The following is a 16181-nucleotide window of genomic DNA, read 5'->3' on the forward strand; positions in this document are numbered from 1 at the left end:
CCCTTGTTCCTCGGGTGGTGTGGGCCCCGGGGTTACTTGACGGCGACGGGGTTGACGGGAGACCCGACGGCGCCGGTGATGGGCAGGGGGGCCGCGGTGAGCCAGAACTCGTAGACGCCGTCGGCCGCGCAGTCCTCGGCCAGGTCCTCGAAGTCCCACATCTCGCCGATGAGCAGACCGACGTGCGGGATGACGACCTGGTGGAGCGGCTGGAAGGCGTGGTCGAACTCGTTGGGCCGCACCTCGAAGCCCCAGGTGTCGGTGGCGATCGCCGCGATCTCGCTGCGGTGCAGCCAGGACGCGGTGGCGAAGGAGAGGCCGGGGGCGGCGCCGCCGGCGTAGTCGCCCCAGCCGTCCCGCCGTACGCGGGCGAGCTGACCGGTCCGTACGAGGACGATGTCGCCGCGTCCGACGGTGACGCCGTGGGCCTCGGCGGCGGCCGTCAGGTGCTCTTCGGTGATGGCGAACCCGTCCGGCAGTTCACCGTCCTGGCCGGCCGTGCGGCCGATGTCGAGGAGGACGGCGCGGCCCGCGATGTGGGGAGCCATGTGCTCGATGCCGGTGACCTGGTCGCCGTCGGAGGTGACGACCCGCTCGGCCGGGCGCCCGTTCCACGCCTTGCCGTGGTCGAAGATGTGGCCGAGCCCGTCCCATTGGGTGGAGCACTGCAGCGGCATCGCGATCACGTCGTCGGCGCCGCCGATGCCGTGGGGGAAGCCCTGGTTGCCCAGTGCGGCGTCCGTGCCGGTGTCCAGCATCGTGTGGACGGGGTTGGTCCGGCGGCGCCAGCCCTTCTGCGGACCGTTCATGTCGAAGCGCTGCGACAGCGAGAAGCTGACGCCGCGCCGGACGAGCGCGGCGCCCTCGCGGCGCTTGGCGGCGTCGAGGAAGTTCACGGTGCCCAGGCGGTCGTCCTCGCCCCAGCGGCCCCAGTTGGAGCACTCCTCGGCGGCCCGGGCGATCGAACCCTCGGGGTCGGTACGGTTCACGACTCCTCCGCGACACACCGCGTGCGCTGCGTGCCCAGGCCCGTGACGGTGGACTCCATGACGTCGCCGTCGCGCAGCAGCCGTCCCCAGTGCATGCCGTTGCCGGCGGGGGAGCCGGTGAGGACGAGGTCGCCGGGCAGGAGCCGCGCCGTCCGGGAGGCGTACGCGACCATGCGGGCGACGCCGAAGATCATGTCCTCGGTCGACTCGTCCTGCATGACCTCGCCGTTGAGCTTCAGCGTCAGCCGCAGGTCGCCGGTGTCGCCGACGGACTCGGCCGGCACGATCCACGGCCCCAGCGGGGTGAACCCGGGCGCGTTCTTGCTGCGCAGCCAGTCCGTGCCGATCTGCGGCATGTCCCTGCGGAACACCGTCGCCCGGTCGGTCAGGTCGTTGGCGATCGTGTAGCCCGCGACGTACTCCAGGGCCTCCTCGACCGGCACCTGGTAGGCGGGCCGGCCGATCACCGCCGCCAACTCCAGCTCCCAGTCCGGCTTCTCCGCCCAGGCCGGCAGCGTCACGTCGTCGTACGGACCGGTGATCGAGCTCGGCAGGCCGATGAACACGTACGGCAGGTCCTCGGCGGCCCGCCGGTCCATGATCTCGGCCGCCTCGGCGCGCCGCTCCTCCTCGGGGCGCTCGTCACCCGGGGCACGGTGGGCGACGTGCAGGTCGATGACGTGCTGCCGGTAGTTGGCGCCCGACTGGAAGACCTGCCGCGGCTCGACGGGAGCGTGCACGCGGAACTCCGCCAGCGGCCGCCGGGAGGGCCCTTCGTCGGCCGCGAGCTCCCGCAGCCGGGGCAGAACGGCCGGCCACCGCTCCAGCAGGTCCCGCATCGTCAGAGCGGGTTCGGCCAGGGCCGTCCGCAGGTCGAGGACCTGCTCCTCGCTGTCGACGAGGGCGGGGAAGGCGGGGCCGTCACCGGCCGAAAGAGTGCCGAGCGCGAAAGGCCCGGCGAAAAGATCAGAAGCGGATTGAGGTTTCACCGACATGTCCTCCTGATTGCGGTGGGACTAATGTGGACCCGCATCGCGCAATCAGGGAAATAGATTCTGTGGATAATTGCCATCCACAATACAAATAGTGCTTGATTGTGCCGTTCCCGGAAGGGGCTCCGTACCGTGAACCTGGCCCGACTCGACCTCAACCTCGTGGTCGCGCTCCGTGCCCTCCTCGAAGAACGCAACGTCACCAAGGCGGGCCAGCGCGTGGGCCTGAGCCAGCCGGCGATGAGCGCCGCGCTGGCCCGCCTGCGCCGGCACTTCGGGGACGAGCTCCTCGCCCGCGAGGGGAGCCAGTACGAGCTCACCGCCCTCGGCCAGGTCCTCCTCGACCGCACCGCCACCGCCTACGACGTCCTCGAACGCCTCTTCACCAGCCAGGCCGACTTCGACCCGGCCACCGAGACCCGCGAGTTCCGCATCATCGCGTCCGACTACGCCGTCGACGTCTTCGGCGTCGAGCTCGCCCGTGTCATCCACGAAGAGGCCCCGGGCATCCGCCTGCGGTTCACCCGCACCCCCCTCACCGTCGTCGACGACACCGCGAGCCTGCTCAGCGCCACCGACGGCCTCCTGATGCCCCACGGAGTCATCAGCGACTTCCCCGCCACCGACCTCTACGACGACCGCTGGGTCTTCGTCGTCGCAGACGACCACCCCAGTGTCGAGGGCCGCCTCACCCGCCAGGACCTCGCCCGCCTGCCCTGGGTCACCTACCAGCGCACCTACGACGCCCCCGCGGTGCGCCAGCTCGGCATGCTCGGCATCGAACCGCGCGTCGAGGTCTCCGTCGACAGCTTCCACACCCTCCCCGCCCTGGTCGCAGGCACCCGCCGCATCGCCCTCGTCCAGGCCCGCCTCGCCCACAGGCTCGCCCCCCTCGGAGGCGTCCGCGTGGTCGAACCCCCCTACGAAGCCGTTCCCCTGCGTGAGGCCCTGTGGTGGCATCCGGTCCACACCCACGACGCGGCGCACATCTGGCTCAGGGAGACCGCGGCGAGGGTCGGGCGGCGCATCGCCGACACGCAGCTCTGATGTCTTCCCGCGCACCCTTCGTCAGGAGGGCGTGACGGGGAACCGCGCCATCAGGGGGTATCGACCCCGTGGATCTGGACCATCGTCAAACCGGATGGCGCAAGGGGTGGGCACGACGCCCGCCGGCACGCATAGTCGGGGGCACCTCCGCCCCGGTCTCCGCGCTGTTCTGGTGCGTCGTCCCGACCGGGCGCCGTCTCCGCCCCTCTCCCGCCCTGGAGTGCTGCGATGCCCGCCCCTTCCGCACCACCGCGCCACGACCACGACACGGCTCCGGCCGGGCGCCTGCCCGCCGTCATGCTCATGGCCGGCAGTTGTCTGCCCGTGCTCGGAGCGGTGCTCCTCGCCCCCGTCCTGCCCCGCATGCAGGACCATTTCGAGGGCGTGCCGGGCAGTGCGGCGCTGGTCCCGGTCGTCCTCACGGTTCCCGCGCTCTCCCTCGCCCTGCTCGCCCCCTTCGCGGGCGTGATCGTCGACCGGCTCGGCCGCAAACGCCTGCTCGTCGTCGCCACCGTCCTCTACGCGCTGTTCGGAACGGCCCCCCTCTGGCTGGACTCCCTTCACGCCATCCTGGTCAGCCGCGTCCTCGTGGGCGTGACGGAAGCGGCGATCATGACCGCCTGCACCACCCTCATCGGCGACTACTACAGCGGCGAACTGCGCAACCGCTACCTCGCCCTCCAGACCATGTGCGCCTCTGCCTCGGCCACCGTCTTCTTCGTCCTCGGCGGCGTGCTCGGGGCGGCCGACTGGCGCGCCCCCTTCTGGCTGTACGCCGTGGGCCTGCTGCTCGCGCCCCTCATGGCCCGTGTCCTGCCCGTCTCCCGACCGCCGAAGCGCCGGGACGAGACCGGGGCGCGGTCCACGCCGCGCCCGTTCCCCGTGCGCCGCATGGCGGGGATCTGTCTCCTCACCGTCTTCGGCGCCGTCGTCTTCTACACCGTCCCCGTCGAGATGGCCTACCTCCTGGACGACCTGGGCACCGACTCCACCGGCACCATCGGCGCCGTCACCGCCGTGGCCAGCGCCGCCACCGTCCTCGGCTCCGTCCTCTTCACCCGGCTCTCCCCGGACCGTCGCCACCGGCTGCCGCTGCTGCTCGCGCTGTGCGCCGCCGGCTTCCTGCTGATGGGCTTCGCCGACAGCCTCCCTCTCCTGGTCGCCGGAGCTGTCGTCAACTGCGTGGGGACCGGCCTGCTGCTCCCGTCCCTGGTCACGAAGGCGATGTCCCTTCTGGAGTTCGCCGACCGCGGGCGGGGGATGGGCCTGTGGACCGCGGCCTTCTTCCTCGGCGAATTCCTCTGCCCCCTGCTGCTCCTCGCGGGCAAGGAGCCGGCGGGCAGCCTCGCCTCCGCCGTGGCCCTTCTCGGGGTCACCACCGCCGTCCTGGCCGCCGCGCTCCTCCTGACCACTCGCCCTCCCGCTCCCGGAGGCTCGCCCGAAAGCGTGTAGCGGTGACGAGGGCAGGCGGCTGCAGAGGTCCGCTCAAGGCGGACCGGCGCACGACGAGTTCGGGCGCCGGTGCCCCATGAACGTGTTCATGCGCAGCTTGGGCCGTGCGCTCCACGAGCAGCCGGCCCGCCCGCGTGCCCGGGGACCGGGCGGGCCGGCGCACCGATGTCAACGGCACCACCGCGGCCGGGGCGAAGGCGGGATCCTCGTAGCCCACCACCGCGACACCGTGGGGAACGCGTACGCCGGCCCCGTGCAGGGCCCGCATGAGGCCGAGGGCCGGCAGGTCCTGGAAGCAGAGGGCCGCGGCCGGCCGGGGCGTCACTCCGAGGAGCCGCTGCCCGGCATCCCGGCCGGCACCCACGCTGATGCCCTCCGTCGCCGACTCTCCGGCGCAGAAGGCCCCGTCACCGGCTTCCTCCAGGGCATCCGTCCCCCCTCGACGCCCGCGGCGCGTCATCGGACCGGGTCCCGCCACGACGACGACGGACCGGTGCCCCCGGGCGAGCGGATGCGTCGCTGCGGCTCTGCCGCCGGTGCGGTCGTCGACGGTGACGGAACACGCGCCGACCGCTGTCAGGTCCTGCCCGGCGACGACACAGGCCACCCCGCGTTCCACGCAGGCCGCCGGCGCCTGCTTCGCGTCGGAGCGGGCGGCGATGACGACGCCGCGTACCTGGTGGGCGGCGAGCCGTGTGACATCGCGGCGCATGCGTCCCTGCCCGTGGCCTCCACCGCACATCGGCACACCCGGGCCCGCCTCCTCGGCCGCTCGCCCCACCGCTGCGGTGAGGGCCGCGTCGAGCGGGTCCGTCACGTCCACGCCGTACAGGGCCAGCAGTCGAGAAGAGGCGTTGCCGCGCGGTTGTCGGGCACCGGCGAGCCTGACGTGCCCGAGCGATTCGACGACGGGCATGACCGCTGCACGGGTAGGCGGGGAGACGAGTTCAGGACGGTCGAGGGCGTGGGGGACCGTGCCGGTGGACACGCCTGCCGTCCGGGCGACGTCCTTGATCCCGACACGCTGCGAAGGGCGCGTTCTCGCGACCGGTGGCTACCGGGAGCCGAGGGCAGCGGTGCTGCGCCGGACGACCAGCCGTGGGGTCATCGTGGTCTGCATGGCACGGTCGCGGCGGCCTTCGACGCGCTCGATCAGCATTCTCGCGGCGGTCATGCCCATGGTGTGTCCGGCCTGGTCGACGCTGGTGAGCTGGACCGGGGCGAGGGAGGCGATCGCGGTGTTGTTGTACCCGACCAGCGAGATGTCTTCGGGGATGGAAAGGCCCAGGTCGGCGGCGGCCCGGTAGATGCCGAGGGCGGCGACGTCGGCACCCGTCAGGATCGCCGTGGGCCGGTCGTCGCCGGACAGCAGGGCGATGCCGGCCGCGTGGCCGCCGTCGTCGGAGTAGGCGGCGTGGTGCACACGGGCGCGGTCCGCCAGTCCGTGGCGCTCCATGGCCTTGAGGTAGCCGTCGGCGAGGACGATCTCCGGGGTGCGCCGCCAGCGACCGGCCTTGTTCCCGGCCGCCGCGACCAGCGTGATGTCGCGGTGCCCGAGGGCGACGAGGTGGTCGACCACGAGCCCCGCGCCGAGGTCGTCCGCGTCGACGACGGAATCGTGCGCGTCGGAGGCGTCGTGGTGGCCGATGACCACCGTGGGGGTCGCGGAGGCCGTGGCCAGGACCTCGGAACGCGGTGTCCCGGGGGCGATGAGGATCAGACCGTCCATCTGACGGTCCACCATCGCCCGGACGGTGCGGGCCTGGCCCTCCGCGCCGAACCCGGCCGCGCCGATCAGTACCGTGTACTCGCTGTTCTCCAGCTGTTCGCGGATGCCGTCGAGGACGTCGGCGAAGAACGGATTGCGGACGTTGTCGAGCAGGACGCCGATCGTGTAGGTGCGGCCCCGCATGCCCCGGGCCGCGGCATGGGGCCGGTAGTCCAACTCCGCCATGGCCGTCCGGACACGCTCCTGCATGGCCGGGCTCACGCCGTAGGCATTGCGCATGACCTTGGACACGGCGGCGGTCGACACGCCGGCGTGGCGGGCGACGTCGGTGATCGTCACCCGCTTGGTGCCCCTGGACGGGCTGTTCGCAGCCATGAGAACCCCGGTCTCCTCACTCGATGTACAACGTTCTATGCCCTGTGCCATGAAGAGATCAACTCGAACGACAAGGCAACGTTGATGTTACGCGTCTGTGTCTTGACGACGCCAGAGGGATGGCGTCATGGTGTTGCCAGTTCGAATGGATAACGTTCTACGAACTCCATTCTGTGCGGCCGGTCTTCCCGCCGCCCTTCGCGCCTGCTGAGCGCCCCTTCTTCTCTCACGATCCCTGGGAGTCTCCAGTGCCCCACCGCACGATCCGCGCCCGCCGCCTGGCCTTCGCCTCGGCCGGTGTCACGTCCCTGGCCCTCCTCGCCACCGCCTGCGGCGGCAGCGGCGGTGGCACCTCCGCGGCGCCCAAGGACTTCACGTACCTCAGCGTCACCGAGAACACGACCACGCGGACGGCGCTGACCACGCTCTCCAAGGGCTCCTGCAAGGCCGAGGACGACGCCCTGCCGCTGAAGGTCGAGACCGTCCCCCAGGCGCAGCTCGACCAGAAGCTCCAGCTGCTCGGCGGCCAGAACGCCCTGCCGGCCATGTTCGCCGCCGGCAACGCCCCCGCGCTGACCAAGCAGCTCGACAAGAGCGGCAAGATCGCGGAGGTCGAGCTCGAACTCGAGAAGTCCGGGGGGCTCGACCAGCTGGAGCCGGCCGCGGTCTCCACGATCAAGGCGCTGTACGGCGGCAAGCTGATGGCGCTGCCGTACGAGTACAACATCGAGGGCATCTTCTACAACAAGAAGCTCTTCCAGGAGAACGGCATCACCGTCCCCGGCACCTGGGACGAACTGCAGGCCGCCGCGGACAAGCTGAACGCCAAGGGCATCCAGCCGTTCTCCGCCTCCGGCGCGCAGGGCTGGCCGCTCACCCGCCTCATCAGCGGCTACCTCTACCGCAGCCTCGGCCCCGACGCCCTCGACAAGGTCGACGCCGGCACCGCCAAGCTGACCGACCCCGAGTACGTCAAGGCCGCCGAGGAAGTCGCCGCCCTCGGGAAGAAGGGGTACTTCGGCAAGGGCGTCGGCTCCATCGACTACGACACCGCGATGAACCAGTTCCTCACCGGCAAGTCCGGCATGTTCTACATGGGCAGCTGGGCCCTCGCCAACATCGCCGACCCCGAGCAGAACGAGGTCGGCGCGGAGAACGTCGGCTTCATGCCCTTCCCCACCGTCAAGGGCGGCAAGGGCTCCATCGACCAGTACCCCTCCAACATCGGCCTCGCCGTCACCCTCGGCTCGCAGCACATCGACGACAAGACCGGCGCCTGGCTCGGCTGCATCGCGAAGAACTACGGCAGCACCGTCCTGAAGGACCACGGCACCATCTCCGGCTTCAAGGTCAACACCCCGGTCAAGGACGCCAACGAGGTCACCACCACCGTCCGCGAGACCATCAGCTCCTCCCGGCAGAACGTCCTGTGGTTCGAGGCCCTCTTCAGCACCAAGGCCACCACGATCAGCAACACCAACGCCCCCGGCCTCGTCAACGGCAGCGTCAGCCCCCAGCAGTTCATGGAGACCGTCCAGGCCGCACTCGGCAGCCAGTAACCCTCCCCGGGGACGGGCGGGCCCGCCGGCCCAAGGCGCGCCGCCCGTCCCCGCCCGGCCGGCCCTTCACCAGAAACGAAGTGGACACCACTCATGCACCGCGTACTCGGTGACCGCAGGGCGATCCTGATCCTGCTCGGTCCCGCACTCCTCGTCTACACACTGATCATGCTCGTCCCCATGGTGTGGTCGCTCGGGTACTCCTTCACCAAGGGCAACTCCATCGAGGGCTTCACCGGCAACGGCCTGGACAACTTCACCCGGCTCCTCGACGACCCGGCCGTCCACGACGCCCTGTGGTTCACCCTGAAGTACGCGGTCATCGTCACCGCCGGCCAGGTCATCGCCGGCTACCTCCTGGCCCTGCTCTACGTCTTCTTCCTCAAGAAGTCCTCCGCGCTCGTCCGCACCCTGGCCTTCTTCCCCGTCATCCTCCCCACGGTCGCCGTGGGCCTGCTCTTCCAGAAGCTCTTCCAGGTCGCGCCCCAGCCAGGACCGGTCAATTCGCTCCTCAACGCCCTCGGCCTGGAGTCCGTCGACTTCTTCGGCAGCGCGAGCAGCGCCTTCTGGGTCCTGATCATCATGGACATCTGGCGCTCGATGGGCTTCTACGCGGTCCTGCTGTTCGCCGGACTCGTCGACGTCCCCGACGAGGTCCTCGAATCCGCCCGCCTCGACGGCGCCTCCGGACTCCGCCTGATCCGCCACATCGTGCTGCCCCTCTCGCTGCCCGTCCTCATGTCGTCCCTGATCTTCAGCATCAACGGCACCCTCAAGGTCTTCGACTCCGTCGTCGCCCTCACCAACGGCGGACCCGGCAACGGCACCACCCCGCTGACCCTGTACATGTTCCAGTCGTCGTTCACCTACAGCGAGTACGGCTACGGCAGCACCATCGCGCTGCTCCTCACCGTCGTCTGCCTCCTGGTGAGCCTGGCGGTCTACCGCGTCTCCCGGCGCGACAACACGGAGAGCTGAACGCCATGGCCATCGACACCCTCCAGAAGACCGCCATCGCCACCGCTGGCCACAAGCGCCCCAAGCAGCCCCCGCTCCGCGCAGTGCGCAAGGCCGGCGGCCGCCTGTGGATCCGGCTTGCTGTCGCTGCCCTTCTGATCATCGAGGTCTACCCGCTGATCTGGATGTTCCTGACCTCGGTCAAGTCCAACAGCGACTACCTCAACAACTCCACCTGGAGCCTGCCCACCACCTGGGAGTGGGGCAACTACGCCGAAGCGTGGACCACCGGCAACATCGGCCTCTACGTCAAGAACAGCCTCCTGGCCGTCGTCCCCGCCCTCGCCCTCATCCTCCTGCTCGGCACCGCCGCGGGCTTCGCCCTGCAGATCATGGTCTGGAAGGGCCGCAGCCTCACCCTCCTCGTCTTCCTCGCCGGCATGATGATCCCCCCGCAGATGATCCTGCTGCCGCTGTTCACCATCTACTTCCGGACCGGCCTCTCCGGCACCCTGTGGCCGCTCATCCTCACCTACACCGGCACCGGACTGCCCCTGACCGTCTTCATGATGGCCACCTACTACAAGACCGTCCCCCGCGAACTCTTCGAGGCGGCCACCCTCGACGGCGCCGGCATCCTGCGCGCCTTCTGGACCATCAGCATCCCCGTGGTCCGCAACGCACTGCTCACCGTCGGGCTGGTGCAGTTCTTCTTCATCTGGAACGACCTGCTGATCGCCCTCACCTTCACCAACAGCCAGGACCTGCGCACCATCCAGGTCGGCCTGCTCAACTTCACCGGCGACTTCGGCGCCACCCAGTACGGGCCGCTGTTCGCGGCCATCTGCATCAACGTCTTCGGCACCCTCGTGATCTACCTCTTCCTCAACCAGAAGGTCATGAAGGGCCTCACCTCGGGAGCGGTCAAGGGCTGAACGTCCGCCCGCCGTCCCACCTCCCGAGCACACGAAAGGCCCCGTCCCTTGCAGCCCCTCCCGCCCTCCGCTGTGCGCTTCGAGCACCTCACGGACGGTCTCGGCATCGGCACCGGCACCCCCCGGCTGTCCTGGACCCCCGCCCCCGAGGCCGGTGACCAGTACGCCTACGAAGTCGAAGTCGAACGCCCGGGCCGCACCCACCGCACCGGCCGCGTCACCGGCTCCGATCACGTACTCGTCGCCTGGCCCACCGAACCGCTCGCCTCCCGCGAACGCGCCGTCGTCCGCGTCCGCACCTGGTCGACGGGCGACGAGGAGCCGTCGGCGTGGAGCGAGCCCGGCGCCGTCGAGGCCGGCCTGCTCGCCCCCGCCGACTGGTCCGCCGTCCCCGTCGGCGCGGCCTGGGACGAGGACCCCGCGGCACAACGCCGGCCGGCCCGCGTGCGCAGGCACTTCCACGCCGGCGACAGGCCGATCCGGCACGCCCGGCTCTACATCACGGCCCACGGCCTGTACGAGGCCGAGATCAACGGCATCCGCGTCGGCGACGAGACCCTCGCCCCCGGCTGGACCGTCTACCCCCGCCGGCTCCGCTACCGCACCCACGACGTCACCGCCCTCCTCACGCCCGGCGCCAACACCATCGGCGCCTGGCTGGGAGACGGCTGGTACCGCGGCAAGTACGGCTTCGACGGCGGCACCCGCAACATCTACGGCACCGACCAGTCCCTCATCGCCCAGCTGGAGATCACCCACACCGACGGCACCACCACCGTCATCGCCACCGACCACACCTGGCACGCGGCCCCCGGCCCCATCCTGTCCAGCGGGCTGTACGAGGGCGAGACCTTCGACGCCCGCCTCGACGACTCCGACTGGTCCACGCCGACCGCCTCGCCGAACGGCTGGACCGCCGTACGCACCGGCAGCAGGGACCCCCGGACGCTCGTCGCCCCCGACGGGCCGCCCGTCCGCTGCACAGAGGAGATCCTTCCGGTCTCTGTCACCCGAACCCCCGACGGCCGCCACCTGCTCGACTTCGGACAGAACCTCGTCGGCCGCCTCCGCGTCACCGCCGACGGGCCTGCCGGCACCACCCTCACCCTCCGCCACGCCGAAGTCCTCCAGGACGGCGAACTCGCCACCCGCCCCCTGCGCGAGGCGTACTCCACGGACACGCTGATCCTGCCCGGCGGCGGACCGTGCACCTGGGAACCACGCTTCACCCTCCACGGCTTCCGGTACGCGGAGATCACCGGCTGGCCCGGCGACCTCGACCCGGGAGCCGTCACCGCGCGCGTCCACCACACCGACATGCGCCGCACCGGCTGGTTCGAGTGCAGCGACCCGATGGTCAACCGCCTGCACGACAACGTCCTGTGGAGCATGCGCGGCAACTTCGTCGACATACCCACCGACTGTCCCCAACGCGACGAACGCCTCGGCTGGACCGGCGACATCCAGGTCTTCGCCCCCACCGCGAGCTTCCTCTACGACTGCGCCGGCATGCTCGACTCCTGGCTCACCGACGTCGGACTCGAACAGCTCCCCGACGGCACCATCCCCTGGTACGTCCCCGTCATCCCCGGCGAACCGATGTGGACCCCCATCCAGCCCGGCGCCGCCTGGGGCGACGTCGCCACCCTCACCCCCTGGGTCCTCTACCGGCGCTTCGGCGACCTCGAACTCCTGCGCCGCCACTACCCCATGGGCAAGGCGTGGGTGGACCTCGTCGAGAAACTCGCCGGCCCCGACCGGCTCTGGGACACCGGCTTCCAGCTCGGCGACTGGCTCGACCCCGCCGCCCCGCCGGACGATCCGGCCGCCGGCCGCACCGACCGCTACCTGGTCGCCACCGCGTACTTCGCCCACTCCGCCCGCCACCTCGCCCGCGCCGCCCGCGCACTGGGACACGCCGACGACGCCACCCGCTACGAGACCCTGGCCGACGAGGTCACCACGGCCTTCCAGGAACGCTACGTCCATGCCGACGGCCGGATGGCCGGCGACAGCCCCACCGCCTACGCCATCGCCCTCGCCTTCGACCTCCTCGACCGCGATCGGCGCAAGTCGGCGGGCGACCGCCTCGCCGCCCTCGTGGACCAGGACGACGCCCGCATCGCCACGGGCTTCGTCGGCACCCCCCTCATCTGCGACGCGCTGACCGACACCGGCCACCTCGACACCGCCTACCGGCTCCTGCTGCAGACCGACTGCCCCTCCTGGCTCTACACCGTCTCCATGGGCGCCACCACCATCTGGGAGCGCTGGGACGGCCTCCGCCCCGACGGCACCCTCAACCCGGGCGGCATGACCTCCTTCAACCACTACGCGCTCGGAGCCGTCGCCGACTGGCTCCACCGCGTCGTCGGCGGCATGGAAGTCACCGCCCCCGGCGCGCGGACCCTCGCCTTCCGGCCGCGGCCGGGCGGCGGCATCACCTGGGCCCGCACCCGCTACGCCACGCCCCGGGGGACCGCCTCGCTCTTCTGGGAGACCACCCCCGACGGCATCAAGGCCGAGATAACCGTTCCGCCGAACTGCGCAGCCCTCGTCGAGCTGCCCGGACAGGAGCCCCGCAGGCTCGCCCCGGGCACGCACGTCATCGAATCCAAGGAACCTGTGTGACGCATCCTCAGCCATCCTGACAAACGGCCCGGCCCGGCACGGGAATTCACCCGTGCCGGGCAAGCGCGTGTGGACGGGAAAATGCCGACCCTTATCCACCTCTTGGATGCAGGGCATCGATTATTCGTATACCTCTTTCTGTCTTCCTCTGGACGGTAATCGCGTCCATCGGGCATCGCGCGTCCGATTGGATTATTTGTGCAGGTCAGCGGCGCTCCATGAAATTACCCATGTGAATCGGGTTGACCGGAAGCAACTGTGGTTCTAGCTTTTCGATTCGCCTGAGATGCTGAACTCGAAAAGCTCAGTGCACCCCGGAAGTGCTCGCGGGACGCGGGCACCTTTCACGGGAATGCCGAGCGTTCCGGCGAAATCCCCGGACGCCGGAAAGCAGCACCCCATCGGCGGGTCGCACCGCCGCCCCCACAGTTTCGGAGAGCCGCCGTGAACCGACGCACCTTCCTGTCCGCCGCCATCGCCACAGCAGCAACCGTCACCCTTGTGAGCCCCATGAGCACCGCCACTGCCACCGCCGTCGAGCAGCGAGCCCTCGACCGCGCCGACGCCCTCCTCGCGAGGATGACCGCGGGAGAGAAGGAAGCGCTCATACGCTGCGACTTCGCTGCCCTCGCCCACCTCGGCATCCCCGCCCTGACCATGGTCGACGCCTCCGCCGGACTGCGCGGCGAGCGGAACGTCACCGCCTTCCCGGTCCCGCTGGCCCAGGCCGCAGCCTTCGATGAGGACCTGGCCCGTCGCATCGGCGTCGCCATCGGCACCGAGGGCCGCGCCAAGGGCTACAACACCCTCCTCGGCCCCACCATCGACCTCACCCGCACCTGGCACTTCGGCCGCCAGGCCGAAAGCCTCGGCGAGGACCCGCTGCTCGCCGGCCGCCTCGGAGCCGCCCTCACCACCGGCATGCAGAGCCGCCAGGTCACCGCCACCGTCAAGCACTTCGCCGCCTACACCCAGGAGGCGAACCGTTTCTTCACCGACACCCTGGTCTCCGACCGGGCCCTGCACGAGATCTACCAGGCGCCGTTCCGCCGCGTCGTCGCCGCCGCGCCCACCACCTCGGTGATGATGGCCTACCCCAAGATCAACGGCACCTTCGCCACCGAGAACCCCGCCCTCTTCGACGACGTCAAGAACCGCCTCGGCCTGCGGGGCCACACCGTCCCCGACTTCTGGGCCGGCAACGACCAGGTCGCCGCCGCCAAGGCCGGCATGGACCTCGCCGGACTCGGCCCCGGAGGAGTCAAACTGGCACCCGGCGCACTCACCGACGGCGCCGTCCCGCCCGCCCGCCTCGACGACGCGGCCCGCCGCATCCTCATCACCATGTTCGCCAACGGCCTCGTCGACAACCCCGTCCCCGCCCCGGCCCGGGACGTCAGCACGACCGAGCACAAGAACCTCGCCCACGAAGCCGCCCTCGCCTCCACGGTCCTGCTCGCCAACCGCTCCTGCGCCCTCCCGCTGCCCGCCACCCTCGCGTCCCTCGCCGTCATCGGACCCGCCGGCGCCGACGCCCTCACCGGCGTCGCCGGCTCCACCTACGTCGACCCCGGCACCTGGACCACCCCCCTCCAGGCCATCAAGGCCCGCGCGGGCAGCACCGTCACCGTCACCCACGCCCAGGGCACGGCCGGCGACACACCCCTGCCCGCCGTCCCCGCGACCGTCCTGCGCACCAGGGGCGGCACCGCGGGCCTCACCGGCCGCTACTACGCCTCCGCGCAGCCCTCCGGCACCCCGGTCGCCACCCGCACCGACAGCGTCATCGACTTCACCAGCGCCCCCGTCGAGAGCCTCCCCGCGGTCTGGTCGGCGACGTGGTCGGGCACCCTGACCCCGACCCACACGGGCCTGCACCGCTTCTCCCTCCTCCCCGCCGGCACCGCCACCCTGAAGATCGACGGCGTCACGGTCGTCTCCGGCTCCCGAGGCACCCGCCGTTTCTTCCTCGGCACCTACGACTACCCCCTGCAGGGCACCATCGAGCTCACCGCCGGCCGGAGCGCCACCATCGAACTCACCTACAGCAACGCCGTCGCCGACCCCGACCCCATGGGCCGGACCACCTGCGGGCTCACCCTCGGCTGGCAGCCCGCCTCCCTCATCCCGGCCGCGGTCCAGGCCGCCCGCACCGCCGACGCCGCCGTCGTCTTCGTCAACCGGATGGCGGGCGAGGCGATGGACCACGAACGACTCGCCCTCCCGGCGGACCAGAACCAGCTCATCACCGCCGTCGCCGCCGCCAACCCCCGCACCGTCGTCGTCCTGAACACCGACGGCCCGGTCGCGATGCCCTGGCTGAACGACGTAGAGGCGGTCGTCCAGGCCTGGTACGGGGGCCGTGGCATGGGCACCGCGCTGGCCGCCGTCCTCTTCGGCGACAGCGACCCCGCCGGCCGGCTCCCCGTCACCTTCCCCGCCGGCACGGCCCAGGGCCCCGGCACCACCCCCGCGACCTATCCCGGCACGAACGCCACCGTCTCCTACGACGAGGGCACCGCCATCGGCTACCGCTACTACGACACCAAGGGACAGCAGCCGCTCTTCCCCTTCGGCCACGGCCTGTCGTACACGTCCTTCGCCCACGGATCCCTGGAAGCCGCGTACGACGCCTTCACGAAGACGGCCACCCTCTCCCTCACCGTCACCAACAGCGGCACCCGCCAGGGCACCGACGTCGTCCAGGTCTACGCGACCCTCCCGGCCGCCGCGGCCGCCGAACCACGCCGCCTCGTCGCCTTCCGGAAGCTCACCCTCGCCCCCGGAGCCGGCCGGCGCGTCACCCTCACCGTCCCGGCCGACGACCTCACCGTCTGGAGCTCTGGGGCTTGGAAGCTCGTCCCGGGCCTCTACATCTTCGCCACCGCCCGCGACTCCCGCACGATGACCGCGCAGAGGACGGTCACCGTCAACTGACTACGACGAGACAGGGACAGTCAGGCCGGGCGTCGACCCGTCTGCACCGCGGCGACCGAGGAGGCCGCGCTGGAGCGGTTCGCCGAGTTCACCGCCCCGTGGGGCGGGAAGCATCCGGCGACCGTCATGGCGAGGACACGGACGTCCTGGGCGTCTCGGTGACCAACGCCGGCGGCCTGCACCAAGTGCCGCGGCTCCTGGACCTCGCCGGGATCCCGCGCCGCACCGCCGACCGGAAGCCAATCCGCCGACTCATGAGCCGCACCATCCCCATCCCCATCCCCATCCCCATCCCCATCCCCATCCCCATCCCCCAGAAAGGATCTCCACAGGCAGACCCGGCGGCATCACCGCAGATCCCGCCACCCAGATCCCGGACGGCTGGGCAAAGACGCCCGAGCTCCGTGACATCGCCCTGCTGCCCCGCGTCCCGGAAAGAGGCGGGCACGCCAGCGGGGACAAGACCATCGGAGTCCACCTGACCAGCGGATTCTCCAGGAGCCGCCCGGGCGGGTGCCCGGGATCGGTCCGACCCGGATCGGTTCGTATCGGTGGGATGACCGATGTGCGGCGGGGGC

Annotated in this window: 11 protein-coding genes; 7 read left to right on the forward strand and 4 right to left on the reverse strand. The window is 70.9% G+C overall.

Annotation, left to right across the window (positions count from 1 at the left end; genetic code table 11):
- Nucleotides 1–32: 32 nt before the first annotated feature.
- Nucleotides 33–989, reverse strand: a complete 957-nt coding sequence (locus ACF1ED_RS14390) for a cyclase family protein (protein ID WP_391760126.1) — start codon at nt 987–989, stop codon at nt 33–35.
- Nucleotides 986–1984: a fumarylacetoacetate hydrolase family protein gene (locus tag ACF1ED_RS14395; RefSeq protein ID WP_391760128.1), complete on the reverse strand. Its 999-nt coding sequence runs from the start codon at nt 1982–1984 to the stop codon at nt 986–988. Before ACF1ED_RS14395 ends, ACF1ED_RS14390 begins: the two co-directional genes overlap by 4 nt.
- Before the next feature lie 129 nt (nt 1985–2113).
- Between ACF1ED_RS14395 and ACF1ED_RS14400 the strand changes: the two genes are divergently transcribed.
- Complete coding sequence (locus tag ACF1ED_RS14400) at nt 2114–3028, forward strand: LysR family transcriptional regulator (protein WP_391760130.1); 915 nt, start codon at nt 2114–2116, stop codon at nt 3026–3028.
- 228 nt (nt 3029–3256) lie between these two features.
- Complete coding sequence (locus ACF1ED_RS14405) at nt 3257–4480, forward strand: MFS transporter (protein ID WP_391760132.1); 1224 nt, start codon at nt 3257–3259, stop codon at nt 4478–4480.
- On the opposite strand, the gene ACF1ED_RS14410 is transcribed toward ACF1ED_RS14405, so the two are convergent.
- Together ACF1ED_RS14410 and ACF1ED_RS14415 are read right to left on the reverse strand one after the other, a co-directional pair.
- Complete coding sequence (locus ACF1ED_RS14410) at nt 4401–5495, reverse strand: LacI family DNA-binding transcriptional regulator (RefSeq protein WP_391760716.1); 1095 nt, start codon at nt 5493–5495, stop codon at nt 4401–4403. The two genes, ACF1ED_RS14405 and ACF1ED_RS14410, sit on opposite strands and share 80 nt — an antisense overlap.
- Before the next feature lie 39 nt (nt 5496–5534).
- On the reverse strand, nt 5535–6584 hold the full coding sequence (locus ACF1ED_RS14415) for a LacI family DNA-binding transcriptional regulator (RefSeq protein ID WP_391760134.1): 1050 nt from the start codon (nt 6582–6584) through the stop codon (nt 5535–5537).
- 248 nt (nt 6585–6832) lie between these two features.
- Here ACF1ED_RS14415 and ACF1ED_RS14420 point away from each other — a divergent pair, with 248 nt between their 5' ends.
- The 5 genes from ACF1ED_RS14420 (at nt 6833) to ACF1ED_RS14440 (ending at nt 15603) form a co-directional block, all read left to right on the forward strand.
- Nucleotides 6833–8143, forward strand: a complete 1311-nt coding sequence (locus ACF1ED_RS14420) for an ABC transporter substrate-binding protein (protein WP_391760136.1) — start codon at nt 6833–6835, stop codon at nt 8141–8143.
- 93 nt (nt 8144–8236) lie between these two features.
- Nucleotides 8237–9121 carry a carbohydrate ABC transporter permease gene (locus ACF1ED_RS14425; RefSeq protein WP_391760138.1) on the forward strand — a complete coding sequence of 295 codons (885 nt, stop codon included), beginning with the start codon at nt 8237–8239 and terminating at the stop codon, nt 9119–9121.
- 5 nt (nt 9122–9126) lie between these two features.
- On the forward strand, nt 9127–10035 hold the full coding sequence (locus tag ACF1ED_RS14430; protein WP_391760140.1) for a carbohydrate ABC transporter permease: 909 nt from the start codon (nt 9127–9129) through the stop codon (nt 10033–10035).
- A gap of 48 nt (nt 10036–10083) precedes the next feature.
- Nucleotides 10084–12666 carry a family 78 glycoside hydrolase catalytic domain gene (locus ACF1ED_RS14435; RefSeq protein WP_391760142.1) on the forward strand — a complete coding sequence of 861 codons (2583 nt, stop codon included), beginning with the start codon at nt 10084–10086 and terminating at the stop codon, nt 12664–12666.
- Nucleotides 12667–13176: 510 nt separating this feature from the next.
- Nucleotides 13177–15603, forward strand: coding sequence for a glycoside hydrolase family 3 protein (locus tag ACF1ED_RS14440; RefSeq protein WP_391760144.1), 2427 nt, complete (start codon nt 13177–13179; stop codon nt 15601–15603).
- Nucleotides 15604–16181 lie beyond the last annotated feature (578 nt).

This window comes from Streptomyces sp. NPDC014656 (assembly GCF_043084305.1).
Classification (GTDB): domain Bacteria; phylum Actinomycetota; class Actinomycetes; order Streptomycetales; family Streptomycetaceae; genus Streptomyces.

Bases quoted from the DNA above. Each gene is read 5' to 3' on its own strand.
- ACF1ED_RS14395 (WP_391760128.1), bottom strand. From the start codon at position 1,984: ATGTCGGTGAAACCTCAATCCGCTTCTGATCTTTTCGCCGGGCCTTTC.
- ACF1ED_RS14405 (WP_391760132.1), top strand. From the start codon at position 3,257: ATGCCCGCCCCTTCCGCACCACCGCGCCACGACCACGACACGGCTCCG.
- ACF1ED_RS14415 (WP_391760134.1), bottom strand. From the start codon at position 6,584: ATGGCTGCGAACAGCCCGTCCAGGGGCACCAAGCGGGTGACGATCACC.
- ACF1ED_RS14425 (WP_391760138.1), top strand. From the start codon at position 8,237: ATGCACCGCGTACTCGGTGACCGCAGGGCGATCCTGATCCTGCTCGGT.
- ACF1ED_RS14430 (WP_391760140.1), top strand. From the start codon at position 9,127: ATGGCCATCGACACCCTCCAGAAGACCGCCATCGCCACCGCTGGCCAC.
- ACF1ED_RS14440 (WP_391760144.1), top strand. From the start codon at position 13,177: ATGAGCACCGCCACTGCCACCGCCGTCGAGCAGCGAGCCCTCGACCGC.